Source organism: Micromonospora sp. NPDC000207 (assembly GCF_040300925.1).
Classification (GTDB): Bacteria; Actinomycetota; Actinomycetes; order Mycobacteriales; family Micromonosporaceae; genus Micromonospora.
The window spans coordinates 1-14,879 of record NZ_JBEPEQ010000127.1; the positions used below are offsets into that span (position 1 = coordinate 1).

At 72.2% G+C, this 14,879-nt stretch carries 11 protein-coding genes and 2 pseudogenes; 10 read left to right on the forward strand and 3 right to left on the reverse strand.

The genetic code is table 11. The annotated features are described in order from the left end of the window. A pseudogene (locus ABT336_RS23695) lies at nucleotides 1-1,071 on the forward strand (AAA family ATPase); the annotation flags it as partial. A 125-nt stretch (nucleotides 1,072-1,196) separates the two neighbouring features. Further along, nucleotides 1,197-1,817 (forward strand): HAD family hydrolase, encoded by a 621-nt coding sequence (locus ABT336_RS23700; RefSeq protein ID WP_350899188.1) that lies wholly within the window; start codon nucleotides 1,197-1,199, stop codon nucleotides 1,815-1,817. A 63-nt stretch (nucleotides 1,818-1,880) separates the two neighbouring features. On the opposite strand, the gene ABT336_RS23705 is transcribed toward ABT336_RS23700, so the two are convergent. From ABT336_RS23705 to ABT336_RS23715, 3 genes are all read right to left on the reverse strand, one after another. Further along, a complete protein-coding gene (locus ABT336_RS23705; RefSeq protein ID WP_350899190.1) occupies nucleotides 1,881-3,566 on the reverse strand; it encodes an MDR family MFS transporter in 1,686 nt (561 codons plus the stop codon). Nucleotides 3,567-3,699: 133 nt separating this feature from the next. After that, the gene (locus ABT336_RS23710) at nucleotides 3,700-4,140 is read right to left on the reverse strand and encodes a MarR family winged helix-turn-helix transcriptional regulator (protein WP_350899192.1); all 441 of its coding nucleotides are present in this window, start codon (nucleotides 4,138-4,140) and stop codon (nucleotides 3,700-3,702) included. Between the two features lie 88 nt (nucleotides 4,141-4,228). Then, nucleotides 4,229-5,935, reverse strand: a complete 1,707-nt coding sequence (locus tag ABT336_RS23715; protein ID WP_350899194.1) for an alkaline phosphatase D family protein — start codon at nucleotides 5,933-5,935, stop codon at nucleotides 4,229-4,231. A gap of 148 nt (nucleotides 5,936-6,083) precedes the next feature. Between ABT336_RS23715 and ftsY the strand changes: the two genes are divergently transcribed. From ftsY to ABT336_RS23755, 8 genes and pseudogenes are all read left to right on the forward strand, one after another. After that, nucleotides 6,084-7,265 (forward strand): signal recognition particle-docking protein FtsY, encoded by a 1,182-nt coding sequence (gene ftsY / locus ABT336_RS23720; RefSeq protein WP_350899196.1) that lies wholly within the window; start codon nucleotides 6,084-6,086, stop codon nucleotides 7,263-7,265. A 5-nt stretch (nucleotides 7,266-7,270) separates the two neighbouring features. Next, nucleotides 7,271-8,134, forward strand: a complete 864-nt coding sequence (locus ABT336_RS23725) for an aminoglycoside phosphotransferase family protein (RefSeq protein ID WP_350899198.1) — start codon at nucleotides 7,271-7,273, stop codon at nucleotides 8,132-8,134. A 462-nt stretch (nucleotides 8,135-8,596) separates the two neighbouring features. After that, nucleotides 8,597-9,949: an ammonium transporter gene (locus ABT336_RS23730; protein WP_350899200.1), complete on the forward strand. Its 1,353-nt coding sequence runs from the start codon at nucleotides 8,597-8,599 to the stop codon at nucleotides 9,947-9,949. A 25-nt stretch (nucleotides 9,950-9,974) separates the two neighbouring features. Next, the gene (locus tag ABT336_RS23735; RefSeq protein WP_350899208.1) at nucleotides 9,975-10,313 is read left to right on the forward strand and encodes a P-II family nitrogen regulator; all 339 of its coding nucleotides are present in this window, start codon (nucleotides 9,975-9,977) and stop codon (nucleotides 10,311-10,313) included. Nucleotides 10,314-10,324: 11 nt separating this feature from the next. Further along, complete coding sequence (locus ABT336_RS23740; RefSeq protein ID WP_350899202.1) at nucleotides 10,325-12,667, forward strand: [protein-PII] uridylyltransferase; 2,343 nt, start codon at nucleotides 10,325-10,327, stop codon at nucleotides 12,665-12,667. After that, nucleotides 12,664-12,873 (forward strand): hypothetical protein, encoded by a 210-nt coding sequence (locus tag ABT336_RS23745; RefSeq protein WP_350899204.1) that lies wholly within the window; start codon nucleotides 12,664-12,666, stop codon nucleotides 12,871-12,873. Before ABT336_RS23740 ends, ABT336_RS23745 begins: the two co-directional genes overlap by 4 nt. A gap of 58 nt (nucleotides 12,874-12,931) precedes the next feature. Continuing rightward, on the forward strand, nucleotides 12,932-14,485 hold the full coding sequence (ffh, locus tag ABT336_RS23750; protein ID WP_350899206.1) for a signal recognition particle protein: 1,554 nt from the start codon (nucleotides 12,932-12,934) through the stop codon (nucleotides 14,483-14,485). Between the two features lie 58 nt (nucleotides 14,486-14,543). Then, a pseudogene (locus ABT336_RS23755) lies at nucleotides 14,544-14,879 on the forward strand (amidohydrolase family protein); the annotation flags it as partial.

Genomic DNA, 14,879 nt, shown 5'->3' on the forward strand with positions numbered 1-14,879 from the left:
CGGGCGGCGGCCCGCCGGGCGGCCCGGGCACGGGATGCCGGTATCGCCGAGGCGGTAGCCGGTGGCGCCCGCGAGGCACTGGGTCGGATCGCCGTCTCCACCTCGCGCGCCGAGGAACACCGCGACGCCGTGGCGCGCGAACGGGCCGCCCGCGAGGCGGAACTCTCCGAGGTACGCGGGTCGGCGAAGCGGCTCGGCGCGGAGCTGGACCGGCTGACCAGCCAGGTGCACCGGGACGAGGTGGCCCGGGCCGAGCAGCGGATGCGGATCGAGCAGTTGGAGGTCAAGGCGGCCGAGGACTTCGGTCTGGACGTGCCGACCCTGATCGGCGAGTACGGCCCGAACCAGCCCGTACCGCCGACCCAGGCCGACGTGACGGCTGCCGAACGGGACGGTCTGCCGGTGCCCGAACCGGTCCGGTACGAGCGCCCCGTGCAGGAGAAGCGGGCCGCCAAGGCGGAACGGGAACTTGCCCTGCTCGGCAAGGTCAACCCCCTGGCGTTGGAGGAGTTCGCCGCGCTGGAGGAGCGCTACAAGTTCCTCACCGAGCAGTTGGAGGATCTCAAGGCCACCCGCAGGGACCTGCTGACAGTGGTCAAGGACGTCGACGAACGGATCCTGGAGGTCTTCGCCAGCGCGTTCGCCGACACCGCCCGGGAGTTCGAGCAGGTCTTCACGGTCCTGTTCCCCGGTGGTGAGGGGCGGCTGATCCTCACCGAACCCGACGACCTGCTCACCACCGGCGTGGAGGTGGAGGCCCGCCCCCCGGGGAAGAAGATCAAGCGGCTCTCGCTGCTCTCCGGCGGGGAACGGTCGCTGACCGCCGTGGCCATGCTGGTGGCGATCTTCCGGGCCCGGCCCAGCCCGTTCTACATCATGGACGAGGTCGAGGCGGCCCTCGACGACGTCAACCTGGGTCGCCTGATCACCCTGATGGCCCAGCTGCGGGAGAAGAGTCAGCTCATCGTCATCACGCACCAGAAGCGGACCATGGAGGTCGCCGACGCGCTCTACGGGGTGACGATGCGCAGCGGCGTGACCCAGGTGATCAGCCAACGGCTCAACCGGGCCGAGGGGGAACAACCGCAACCCGCTCCGGCCGCCGTCGGTGCGCGCCCCGTTCGGGGCCGTGACGACGACACGTCCGGGTCGGGGGGCGACGACAAGCGGCACGGCCGCGAGAAGGAGAACGACTAGTGGCTCGGGAACGCGCGACGGCACTCCTGCTGGACTTCGACGGGGTGCTGCGGCGCTGGGACCCGGCGGTCGCGGCCGGGGTGGAACGCGAGTACGGCCTCTCCGACGGGGTGCTCGCCGAGATCGCCATGCACTGGGGGCGGCTCCAGCCGGTGCTCACCGGGCAGATCAGCCACGCCGAGTGGATGACCAGCGTGGCCGACGCGCTCACCCCGTCGGCGGGCGGCCCGGAGCGGGCCCGGGCGGCGGTCGAGCAGTGGCAGCGCTACCGGGGCGAGGTGGACTCCCAGGTGCTGGACTTCGTCAGGGAGGTCCGGGCCGCCGGGATCACTGTCGGGCTCGCCACCAACGCCACCGACCAGCTCGACACCGACCTGGCGGCGCTCGGGCTGGTCGGGGAGGTGGACGTGGTGGTCAACTCCTCGGTGGTCGGATTCAACAAACCGGCGAAGGAGTACTTCGAGGCCGCCTGCGAAGCCCTGAAGACCACGCCGTCGCGGGTGCTCCTGGTCGACGACGAGGACCGGGCGATCAGCGGGGCCCGTGCCGCCGGTCTGTCCGCGTACCGCTGGACCGGCACGGAGGGGCTGCGGTACGTCCGCGCCGCCCTCGCCACCTGACGGGGAGGGCAGCGCCTCCGGCACCGACCCCACCGGCCGGGGCGCTGCCCGACACGTCGGCGCTCATCGTGGTGCCCCCGCGCTGGGCGCCGGGAGCTTGGTCGGGGTCACCGTCGGGGCGTTGGCGCGGCCGACGGTGACCGCTGCCGGGGCGGCCACCGGTTCCCCGCCCGGTAGGCGACGCGGCTGGGGCTCGCTCGGATCGGGCTCGCTCGGCATCGCGTTGTGCAGGCGCAACGGCTCCTCCCGGAGGAAGCAGACGGCGATCAGGGCGATCAGGGCGAAGGGGGCGGCGGTCAGGAAGACGTCGGCCGCGCCGTGGCCGTACGCGCTCTCCACGACGGCCCGGATCGGCCCGGGAAGCGCGCGGACGTCGGGCAGCCCGCCGTCACCGGTGCTGCCGGCCGGGGCGCCGAGTCGGGTGAGTCCGTCGGTCAGGTAGCCGTCGACCCGGTGCGACAGCAGCGCGCCGAGGGCGGAGACGCCGATCGCGCCACCGAGGGTGCGGAAGAAGACCACGAGCGAGCTGGCCGCTCCGAGTTCGTGTGGGTCGACGGCGTTCTGCACCACGAGGACCAGGTTCTGCATCGTCAGCCCGAGTCCGACCCCGATCAGCGTCATGTAGACGCCGAGCAGCACGAGGCTGGTGTCGGCGCGGAGCGTACCCATCAGGGCGAAGCCGACCGTGAGCAGCGCGGAGCCGGCGACCAGGTAGCGCTTCCACCGACCGGTCCGGCTGATCACCTGGCCGACGACGGTGGAGGAGACCAGCAGTCCCAGGATCAACGGCAGGGTCATCAGGCCGGCGACGGTGGGGGACTGCCCTCGACTGATCTGGAAGTACTGGCCGAGGAAGATCGATACGCCGAACATGCCGACACCGACAGCGATGCTGGCGACGGTGGCCAGGGTGATGGTCCGGGAGCGGAACAGCCGGGGCGGGATGACAGGTTCGGCGGCCCGGAACTCCACGACGACAGCGAGGGTGCCGAGCAGCAGGGCGCCGAGCACCATGACCAGTGTCGGTACGGAGAACCAGGCGAACCGGTCACCGGCGAAGGTGACCCAGATCAGCAGTGTGGAGACGGCGGCGGTGATCAGGGTGGCGCCGAGCCAGTCGACGCGGACGGGGCGGCGGACCACCGGCAGGTGCAGGGTTCGTTGCAGGACCACCAGGGCGGCCAGGGCGAAGGGCACCCCGACGTAGAAGCACCACCGCCAGCCGAGCCACGACGTGTCCACGATCAGGCCGCCGACCAGCGGGCCGCCGATGGTGGCCACCGCCATCACCGCACCCAGGTAGCCGCTGTACCGGCCGCGCTCGCGGGGCGCGATCATCGTGGCCATGACCACCTGGGCCAGCGCGGTCAGCCCGCCGGCGCCGATGCCCTGGAGGACCCGGCAGGCGATCAGCTGCCCGGTGCTCTGGGAGAGCCCGGCCAGCACCGACCCGAGCACGTAGATCAGCAGGGCCAGCTGGACGAGCATCTTCTTGTTGGTCAGGTCGGCGAGCTTGCCCCAGATGGGGGTGGTCGCGGTCGTGGCCAGCAGGGCCGAGGTGACCACCCAGGTGTACGCGGACTGCCCGCCGTGCAGTTCGGTGATGATCCGGGGCAGGGCGTTCGTCACGACGGTGGAGGAGAGGATGGCGACGAACATCCCCAGCAGGAGCCCGGAGAGCGCCTCCAGGATCTGCCGGTGGGTCATCGGGACCGTCGTCGTCCTGCCGGAGGCGCTCGCCTGGGTCATCGTGGTTCGCCTCCGCAGGGGTTTCGTGATCGCGTGCCGAAGCCACCGTACGACTTGGTTGCCTGAAGCAACAACCTGACGTGACGCAGATCAGTCTCACGATCGTCCGACCACCCCCGGGCGGCACGACGGTTCACCCCCAGGTGTCGTTGAACCGGCTCAGCAGCCGGGCCAGGTCCGCCAGATCCTGCGCGGGCCAGTCCTCCAGGGCCCGCCAGATCTGGTCCAACCGGGAGGACCGGGCGGCGTCGAAGCGGCGCTGCCCCTCCTCGGTCAGGCTGAGCTGCCAGGCACGCCGATCCGTCGGGTCGGGGTCCCGGCGGACCAGACCGAGCACCTCCAGGGCCTGGATCTGTCGACTCAGCGTCCCCTTGCCGACCCCGAGGCGGGTGGCCAGCTCGGTGAGCCGGGTCGACCCGCACCGCCGCAGCCAGAGCAGCAGACCGTAGGCGTTCGGCTCGATCTCGGGGTGCACCTCCCGGGCGATCTCCAGGGAGATCGCCCGGGACCGGCGCAGCAGCGCGGTCAGCTCGTGCTCGACCGCCCGCACCGGCTCCGGCAGCTCCTCGTCCATCCGAGCCAGGGTACGGCCGTCGCCCGCCCCGTGGTGCTCGGTCGACCGGTGCCACCGGCGGCGACGACCGGGGCCTCTTCGCTGTCGTTCAGCCGGTGAGCCGGTGGTGGGCCACCGGGCGCAGGTGCCCGTCGCTGGAGGTGCCCTCGATCGTCACCTCGGCGGCCCGGCCCCGGTGCGTCAGGGTCGCCACCGCGTTGCCGAAGTACGGGCCGGCCAGCTTGCGCCAGCGCACGTTCGGGCGGCGTACCCCGGCGGAGCGGGCCAGGGCGCGGGTGGCCGACGCCGGTCCGGCCGCCCAACCCAGCCGCATCAACGGGCGCATCCCGGCCGGCACCTGGTTGTGGATGGGCGAGCAGGTGAGCTGGTGCACCGGGGTCCGGACGGCCGGGTCGGCGAAGCTGGCCCGCGCCACGTACGAGTGGTGCACGTCACCGCCGAGCACGCTGATCGAGGCGGGTGCCGGGTACGCCGGACCGGCCCCCACCCGGTCGCCCGGCTCGTTGCGGCGGCCACTGCCGAGCCGGGCGAAGACCTCGCCCAACGCGGTGAACGAACGATGGAACGCCGCCCAGTGCTCCAGGTCCAGGGCCCGGCGCAGCTTCTCGCCCAGCCCGGCCACCCAGGGTCGCGCCGAGTCGGCCAGCCGCTCGTTCCAGGCCTCGACGTGGTGGATGCCCGGCGGCAGCAGCCACGGCAGCGAGGAGCCCACCACCAGGTGGTCGTAGTCGCCGTGGGCCTGGTCGACGAACCACGACCACTCGCCGCCGGGGAGCATCGCCCGGTTGCCCGGCTGGACGACCCGGCTGCACCGGGTGTCGAGCATGACCAGCCGGGTCCGGCCCAGGTCGAGCGCGTAGCTCCACGGGTACTGCACGGCCCGCCAGCGCTCGGGATCGTGCGCCACGTCGGACTCGGTGTCGACCCGGCTGCCGAACTCCCGCAGCACCTCGGTGGCGTCCCCGGCGGCGACCACGTCGGTGTAGACCGGGTCGGCGGCGATCTCGTCCGGTGACAGGTTCCCCAGGTGCTGGTAGACCCAGTACGAGGCGAGCCCGCTGCCGATCCGCTCCGCCCACCAGGGCTCCTGCCGCATGTCCGCCCGCCAGGAGGCGGAGGTGTTCCAGTCGTCGATGATCTCGTGGTCGTCGAAGATCATCACCGAGGGGGTGGTGGAGAGCAGCCAACGGATCTCCGGATCACGCCACGACTCCAGGTAGAGCTTGGTGTACTCGTCGAAGCTCACCACCTGGTCGACGGGGGCGTCCTCGGGGCGACGTCGACGCCGCTTGAGCAGCCGCTTGACTGTCGGCGAGGTGTTGTCGGCGTACACCTGGTCGCCGAGGAGCACCAGCAGGTCGGGCAGGTCGGACGGGTCACCCGAAGCGATCGACCGCCGGGCGTACGCGTCGAGGGCGTCCGGGGGGAGTCGACGGGTGGTCGCGTGCTGGGTCGTCTCCCGGCACGAGCCGAAGGTCAGCCGGACCGGCTGCTCCCGGTCGTCGGTCGCCCGGGTCCGGATCACGCTGGCCGGGTACGGGTCGTCAGGCGTCGGCCAGACCAGCTCGTCGTCGACGAGGACCTCGTACGGGGTGACGCTGTCCGGGGTCAGTCCCTCCACCACCACCAGCGCGTAGTGGTGGTCGTACGCGCTGAAGGTGGTGGCGGTGCCGCCCGCCGCACCGGGGGTGCGGACGGTGACCACTGCGGGAGCGTCGGTCTCCACCCAGACGGTCGCCCGCGTGCCGACGACCCGTCGGAGCAACGGACCGATGAGGAGGCGGGACTCGGGCATGCGGACTCCTCGGGAGGGAAACGATCTCTCATCTTTCTACCTGTGGGAGGGCTCCGCCACCCTGTGGTTCAGGTGGCGAACCGCCGGTGGTCCGCGCGCCGGGTGCGGTCGGTGCGACGACCGCGCCGACATCTGACAGGATTTCGGTATGACGGAATACGTCCTCATCGCCCTCGCACTGCTCGGTGTGCTGGTCCTCGGCGGCATCGGTCTGGTGGTGCCTCGGCTGCGGCGTCGGCAGGAGCCTCCGCAGCCGCAGGTCGACACCCGCGTGCAGGAACCGACCGCACCACCGGTCGAGGCGCCCGAGGGCGACCTGTCCACCGGGGTCCTGGTGGAGCCCCCGCCGGTGCTGGAGGCCCCGCCCCCCACCCTGGAGGTGCCCGAGCCGACCGCCGGCCGGTTGATCCGGCTGCGTTCCCGGCTGTCCCGCTCCCAGAACGCCTTCGGTCGGGGGCTGCTCGGCCTGCTCAGCCGGGACCACCTGGACGAGGACGCCTGGGAGGAGATCGAGGACAGCCTGATCACCGCCGACGTCGGCATCGACGCCACCCGGGAGATCGTCGACCGGCTGCGGGAGCGGACCCGGGTCCTCGGCACCCGTTCGGCCACCGAGCTGCGGGCCCTGCTCGCCGCCGAACTCGTCAACGCCCTCGACCCGGACCTGGACCGGTCGTTGCGCACCACCGGCAAGGAGGGCGTCCCGGCGGTGCTGCTCGTCGTCGGGGTCAACGGCGCAGGCAAGACCACCACCTGCGGCAAGATCGCCCGGGTCCTGGTCGCCGACGGACGCTCGGTCACCCTCGGGGCGGCCGACACCTTCCGGGCCGCCGCCGCCGACCAGCTGGAGACCTGGGGCGGCCGGGTGGGCGCCGAGACGGTACGCGGACCGGAGGGGGCCGACCCGGCCAGCGTCGCCTTCGACGCGGTCCGCCGGGGCATCGAGGCGGACACCGACACGGTGCTGATCGACACCGCCGGCCGGTTGCAGAACAAGATCGGCCTGATGGACGAGCTGGGCAAGGTCAAGCGGGTGGTGGAGAAGCACGGCCCGATCGACGAGACCCTGCTGATCCTGGACGCCACCACCGGGCAGAACGGCCTGGAGCAGGCCCGGGTCTTCACCGAGGTGGTGAACGTCACCGGGGTGGTGCTCACCAAGCTCGACGGCACCGCCAAGGGCGGGATCGTGATCGCCGTGCAACGCAAGCTCGGCATCCCCGTCAAGCTGGTCGGACTCGGCGAGGGGCCGGACGACCTCGCGCCGTTCGACCCGGCACAGTTCGTCGACGCCCTCCTCGGCACCGAGCCGTTGGCCCGGGACGCGTAACCTCGGTGACCACCGACGATCGCACCTACGCCGGCTGGCGGGATCCCCGTCACGCGGCGCCGGGCCTCGGGAGACCGTACGTGACTTCGCAGGAGATCCCGCTGCACGGCGGGAACGTCAGCACCGTGGTCCGGGTCGGCGACACTGTGCGCCGCAACGCCGGCCCGTGGACCCCGGCGGTGCACGGGCTGCTCCGCCACCTGGAGTACGTCGGCTTCACCGGCGCACCCCGGGCCCTCGGCATGGACGAACGCAACCGGGAGGTCCTGTCGTACCTGGAGGGGGAGTGCGGGGAGTACCCGCTCGCCTCCCACTGGGTCACCGACGAGGCCCTGGTCACCGTGGCGACCATGCTGCGGATGTTCCACGACGCCCAGTACGGTTTCGTCCCGCCGCCCGGCGCGGTGTGGCGCTCGTTCGGCCCGCCCCCGCCGGACACCGAGGTGATCTGTCACCACGACGCCGCTCCGCACAACGTCATCTGGCGGCCGGACGGGACCCTCGGGCTGATCGACTTCGACCTCGCCTCGCCGGGGGCCCGGATCTACGACGTGGCGTACGCGGCGTGGACCTGGGTGCCGATCTTCTCCGACCGGGACTCCATCACGCTGGGCTGGAAACGCCCGGACCGCCCCCGTCGACTGCGGCTCTTCGCCGACGCGTACGGACTGATCCCCCGGGACCGCCACCGCCTCATCCGCACGATCCGCAAGCGGATCGTGGACCACGTGGAGGGCATCCGCCGGATGGCCGCCGCCGGTGAGCCCGCCTTCGTCCGGATCGTGCGCAAGGGTTCGCTGCGTCGCCCGATGCGGGACCTGCGGCTGCTCGACTACGAGCGGCACGCCCTGGAGCACGCCCTGCGCTGAGCAGGCCGGGCTCCCGAGCCCACCCCACCGAGACCGGCCGCGCCCGAGCGGGGCCGGTCTCGGCCGTTCGGGTGCCCGGTCCGTCCTCGCCCTGGCCCGGTCCGGTCTCGTCCGGCTTGGCCCGGTCTCGCCGCTCCGGTCCGGCTCGTCGGTCGGGGGTGTCGTGCCGTCGGTCGAGGGCATCGGGCGGTCACGGTGGGCTGTCGCCTCGGTGCGAAGCGTCAGCCGTATCGCCGATCCGCTGGTCAGCCGGGTCGACCCCGGCCTCAACCGACCGGCCCACCGGCCTCCGCCGTCCCGCCGACGGGACGGCGTTCTTCACACGCTGGAAACAAGTCGTCACGGTTCGGAAATCGACCGGGGACGTTCCGTGAAACAGCAGACGGACAGAGTTCCGGCCAACCGGCGACGGGCGATGCTGCGCGATGCCGGGAGGGAGGGAAACTACCGAGAGGAGGCAGCGTGCCCGAGCTAGATTCTGGTGCCACCGCCTGGATTTTGACTTCCGCCGCGCTGGTGTTGCTCATGACCCCCGGCCTGGCGCTGTTCTACGGCGGCATGACGCGTTCCACGTCGGTGCTCAACATGATGATGATGAGCTTCGGCGCGATCGGCGTGGTCAGCCTGTTGTGGGTGTTCTACGGCTACAGCATCGCCTTCAGTGGCGACATCGGCGGGATCACCGGTGATCTCAAGGCCGCCGGTCTGCGGGGCATGCTGGAGAGCGGCACCGAGGGCGGCATTCCCGACCTGCTGTTCGCCGGCTTCCAACTGATGTTCGCCGTGATCACCGTCGCGCTGATCAGCGGCGCGATCGCCGACCGGGCCAAGTTCGGCCCGTGGCTGCTCTTCGCCGGCCTCTGGGCCACCCTGGTCTACTTCCCGGTCGCGCACTGGGTCTGGGGCGGTGGCTGGATCGGCGAGTTGGGCGTGCTCGACTTCGCCGGTGGCACCGCAGTGCACATCAACGCCGGTGCCGCCGCACTCGCCCTGGCGCTGGTGCTCGGTCGCCGTGTCGGCTGGCCGAAGGACAAGTTCAAGCCGCACAACCTACCGATGGTGCTGCTGGGTGCGGCGCTGCTCTGGTTCGGCTGGTTCGGATTCAACGCCGGTTCGGCCGGTGCGGCCGACGGTGCCGCCGCCGTCTCGCTGATCAACACCCAGGTGGCGACCGCCGCCGCAGTGCTCGGCTGGATCGTCGTCGAGTGGTTCCGCGACGGCAAGCCGACCACCCTCGGTGCCGCCTCCGGTGCCATCGCCGGCCTGGTCGGTATCACCCCGGCCTGTGCCTTCCTGGAGCCGCTGGGTGCGATCGCCCTCGGCCTGATCGCCGGTGCGGTCTGCGCGCTCTGCGTGGGACTCAAGTACAGGTTCAAGTACGACGACTCGCTCGACGTGGTGGCCGTGCACATGGTCGGCGGCGTCATCGGTTCGCTGCTCATCGGCTTCCTGGCCGTCGAGGTGCTGGCCGGTGAGGGCAACGCCGGACTGCTCTACGGCGGTGGCATCACCCTGCTGGGTCTGCAGGCCCTCGGTGTGGTCGCCGTGATGGCCTACTCGTTCGTGGTCGCGTACGTCATCGGCCTCGTGATCGAGAAGACCATCGGGTTCCGGGTCAGCCCCGAGGCCGAGGTCGAGGGCATCGACAACGCCGAGCACGCCGAGAGCGCGTACGAGTTCGGCACCACCGGTGGTGGCGGTGCGTTCGCCGCCGCGGGCATCACCCCTTCGGCCGCGCCGAAGTCGAAGCCCACTACCGAACCGACCGAGTCGACCGAGCCGACCGAGCCGGTGAGCGAGAAGGTCGGCGGTTAACGTTCCTGGGATGGAGGGCTTGGACATGAAGCTGGTGACCGCGGTCATCAAGCCGTACCAACTGGACGCGGTGAAGGAGGCGCTGCACGCTCTGGGCGTGGCCGGTCTCACCGTCAGCGAGGTCCAGGGCTACGGTCGGCAGAAGGGGCACACCGAGGTCTACCGGGGTGCCGAGTACACGGTCGAGTTCCTGCCCAAGATCCGGGTGGAGGTGCTGACCGACGAGATCGACGTCGACAAGATCGTGGACGCCATCGTCGCGGCCGCCCGGACCGGCAAGATCGGCGACGGCAAGGTCTGGGTCACCGGGGTCGAGGAGGTCGTCCGGGTGCGTACCGGCGAACGCGGCCTCGACGCCCTGTAGGGAACACGCGAATGGCCTCGTTGATCAGGAAGGAACCCTCCGGCGGCCCCGATGCCACGGAGACCGAACTCCTGGTCAACGAGGCCGTCGGCGTGCCCGGGGGAATCGGGGCCCGACCCCGGGCGGCGCGGGCGGCGGCGTACGACAGGTGGCTCGCCGGGCTGCTGCCGCGACGCCCCGGGGTCGCCCTGGTCGCCGTCGGCGGCCTGGGGCGGGGGCAGCTCGCCCCCTACGGCGACCTCGACCTGGTGCTGCTGCACTCCGGGGTGCCGGCGGTGGACGAGCTGGCAGCGTCCCTGTGGTACCCGATCTGGGACGCCGGGGTGCGCCTGGACCACTCGGTGCGGACCGTCTCCGAGGCCCTCTCGGTGGCCCAGGACGACGTCAAGGTCGCCCTCGCCCTGCTCGACGCCCGGTACGTCGCCGGTGACCGGGACCTGGTCGACTCCCTGACCCGGACCGCCGTCGACCACTGGCGGCGGACCGCCCTGCGTCACCTGCCCGCCCTGCGGGAGATCACCGAGGCCCGCTGGCGGGCCCACGGCGAACTGGCGTTCCTCCTCGAAGGCGACCTGAAGGAGGCCGCCGGTGGACTACGGGACGTCGGCCTGCTGCGGGCCATCGCCGTCGCCGGGGTCACCGACGCGCTCCGCCCGGCGGTGCACGCCGCGCACAGCCGACTGCTCGACACCCGCGACGCCCTGCACCACCAGGTCGGTCGACGGGTCGACAGGCTGCTCGCCCAGGAGCGCGACGGCGTCGCCGCCCTCCTCGGACTCCGTCAACCCCCCACCCCACCCTCGGCGACTGTCGGGCACGACGGCCCACCCTCGGCGACTGTCGGGCACGACGGCGACGCGGTGCTCCGGCGGGTCGCCGGGGACGCCAGGACCGTCAGCCACGCCCTCGACGACGCCTGGCGGGCTGCGGACCGGCTCCGCTCCGGCCGTCGGCGCGGGGGATTCGGCCGCCCGGTGCGCCGCCCGGTGGCCCGCGACGTGGTCGAGCACGACGGCGAACTGGTCCTCGCCCGGACCGCGATCGGCGCCCGCCCCGACCCGAGCCTGTCGCTGCGGGTGGCCGCCGCTGCGGCGACCACCCGACTGCCGATCGCGCGGGCCACCTGCGAGTGGCTCGCCGCGTACTGCCCTGCGCTGCCCACCCCGTGGCCCACCGAGGCCCGGTCCGCCCTGCTCACCCTCCTCGGCGCCGGTCCCGGCCTGGTCTCGGCCTGGGAGAGCTGCGACAGGTACGGGTTGGTCGACCGGTGGTTGCCCGAGTGGACCCGGCTGCGCAGCCTGCCCCAGCACAACCCGGTCCACCGGTTCACCCTGGACCGGCACCTGGTCCAGTCGGCGTACGAGGCCGGTCGGCACACCCGTGAGGTGGACCGCCCCGACCTGTTGCTGCTCGGGGCGTTCCTGCACGACGTCGGCAAGGGGCTGACAGGTGACCACAGTGTGGTGGGGGCTCCGCTCGCCGAGCGGATCGCCGCCCGGATGGGGCTGCCCCCCGCCGAGTCGGCGCTGATCGGGACCCTGGTCCGGCTGCACCTGCTGCTGCCGGACGTGGCGACCCGGCGGGACCTCTCCGACCCGTTGACCATCGCCGGGGTGGCCGAGCAGGTCGGCGACGCGACCACCCTGGAGCTGCTGTACGCGTTGGTCCGCGCCGACGCCGCCGCCACCGGACCGGCCGCCTGGTCGCACTGGAAGGGACGGCTGGTCGGCGAACTGGTCGCCCGGGTCCGTACCGCCCTGGCCACAGGTGCGCTCCCCGCGCCCCCGGACCCGGATCCGGCGCTGGTGGCGGGGCCGTTGCCGGTGGTCCACCTCGGCGAGGACCGGGTGTCTGTCGCTGCGGCGCACCGGCGGGGGCTGCTCGCGACGGTGGCCGGTTGCCTGGCCCTGCACCGACTGGAGGTGCTCGCCGCTGACGTCTCCACCGTCGACGGCCGGGCTCTGGTCGAGTTCCGGGTCCAACCCCGGTACGGGCTCGCTCCGGATCCGATCGCGCTCGGTGCCGACCTGCGTCGGGCCGTCGACGGCGACGTGTCGGTGATCCAGCGGCTGCGTGGTCGGGCCCTGGCCGCCCGGGGCTCGGGCGGCGAACCCCGGGTGGTGTGGCATCGGGAGGCGGCCACCGACGCGGTGCTGCTGGAGCTGCGGGCCGCCGACGCCGCCGGTCTGCTCTACCGGGTGACCTCCGCGCTGGACGAGGCCGGAGCCCAGGTCCGGGCGGCTCGGATCTCCACCCTCGGTGCCGACGTGGTGGACGTGTTCTACCTGGTCGGTACCGGACCCGACGAGGCCGAACGGGATCGGCTGGCCGCAGCGGTGCTGGCCGCCGTGTGACCGCCTGCGCTGCCGGCGGCCGGGTGGTGCCGGCCGTCCGGCTGGTCGCCGGACCTGTCGGGCGTCTGATGGCGGCGGCCGTCCGGGTGGCCGCCGGACCTGCCGGGCGTCGGGTGGCGGCGGCCGTCCGGGTGGCCGTCCGACCCGCCGGGCGTCTGATGGTCCGGGCGGGCCGGGGCGCGAGTACGCACGGCGGGCTACCCTAACGGTGGCTGGACTGCCAGCCGATGTGCCCGCCGGAACACTGACAAACGGGATGTTCGTGTGTTTGACACCTTGAGTGACCGCCTGTCCGGGATCTTCACCAAGCTCCGGAGCAAGGGCCGGCTCACCGACGCCGACATCGACGCCACCGCGCGCGAGATCCGGATGGCGCTGCTGGAGGCCGACGTCGCCCTGCCGGTGGTCAAGGGGTTCATCGCGCGGGTCAAGGAGCGGGCGCGCGGCGTGGAGGTCTCCCAGGCCCTCAACCCCGCCCAGCAGATCGTCAAGATCGTCAACGAGGAGCTGGTGGCGGTCCTCGGCGGCGAGAGCCGTCGGCTCCAGTTCGCCAAGCAGCCACCCACGGTGATCATGCTGGCCGGTCTCCAGGGTTCCGGTAAGACCACCCTCGCCGGCAAGCTGGCCCGGTGGCTCAAGGGCCAGGGGCACCAGCCGCTGCTGGTCGCCGCCGACCTCCAGCGCCCCAACGCCGTCGGGCAGCTCCAGGTGCTCGGTGCCCGTGCCGGTGTCGAGGTGTACGCCCCGGAGCCCGGCAACGGCACCGGCGACCCCGTCCAGGTGGCCCGTTCCTCCATCGAGCACGCCCGTCGGGCCGCCCGGGACATCGTCATCGTCGACACCGCCGGTCGGCTCGGTATCGACGCCGAGATGATGCAGCAGGCGGCGGAGATCCGGGACGCCGTCAGCCCCGACGAGGTCATCTTCGTCATCGACGCGATGGTCGGCCAGGACGCGGTGCGTACCGCCGAGGCGTTCCGCGACGGCGTGGGCATCACCGGTGTGGTCCTGTCGAAGTTGGACGGTGACGCCCGTGGTGGTGCGGCGCTGTCGGTCCGGGAGGTCACCGGTCAGCCCATCCTCTTCGCCTCCACCGGCGAGAAGCCGGAGGACTTCGACGTCTTCCACCCCGACCGGATGGCCAGCCGGATCCTCGGCATGGGCGACGTCCTCACTCTGATCGAGCAGGCCGAGGCGGCCTTCGACACCGATCAGAAGGAGAAGATGACCGCCAAGCTGATGGGTGGGGAGCAGTTCACCCTGGACGACTTCCTCGATCAGCTCATCGCGGTCCGGCGGATGGGGCCGATCGCCAACGTACTGGCCATGATGCCCGGCATGGGGCAGATGAAGGACCAGCTCGCCGAGGTCGACGACAAGCACTTCGACCGGGTGACAGCGATCATCAGGTCGATGACCCCGGCCGAGCGGAGCAACCCCAAGATCATCAACGGTTCCCGGCGGGCCCGGATCGCGGGCGGTTCCGGGGTCACCGTGATGGACGTCAACCAGCTGCTCAACCGCTTCGCCGACGCGCAGAAGATGATGAAGCAGATGGGCGGCATGATGGGCCTGCCCGGCGGTGGGCGGCGCAAGGCCACCAAGTCGCCGAAGAACAAGCGCAAGGGCACCAAGGGTGGCAACCGGCCCCGTGCCGGGGCGCAGGGCGGGCTGCCCGGCGGGTTCCCGGGCGGTATGCCGCAGCTTCCGCCGGGGATGAACCCGAACGACCTGACCGGCCAGGGGCTGCCGCCCGGGTTCAAGCTCCCGAAGATCGACTTCAACAAGCTGGGCAAGGGAGACAAGGGCCCGCGTTGACGGCCCGACGGGCCGGGCTCCTGGGGCGCGACGGACAGTGATCGGGTAGACCTGGCACATGGCTCTGCATGTGCGTGGTGTGCTTCTCCCCGACGACGAGGTACGGGACGTCTGGCTGGTCGGCGACCGGGTCACCTTCGAACCGCAACCCGGCGCGGAGACCGTGGTGGACCGGGGGTTCGTCCTCCCCGGGCTGGTCGACGCCCACTGCCACATCGGCATCGCCCGGGGCGGCACCCCGATCGCCTCCCTCGACCACGCCCGGGCGTTGGCCCGTGTCGACCGGGACGCCGGGGTGCTCGCGATCCGCGACGCCGGGTCGCCGTTGCCGTACCCGGAGCTGGAGGACGAGCCGGACCTGCCCCGGCTGGCCCGCGCGGGGCGGCACGTCGCG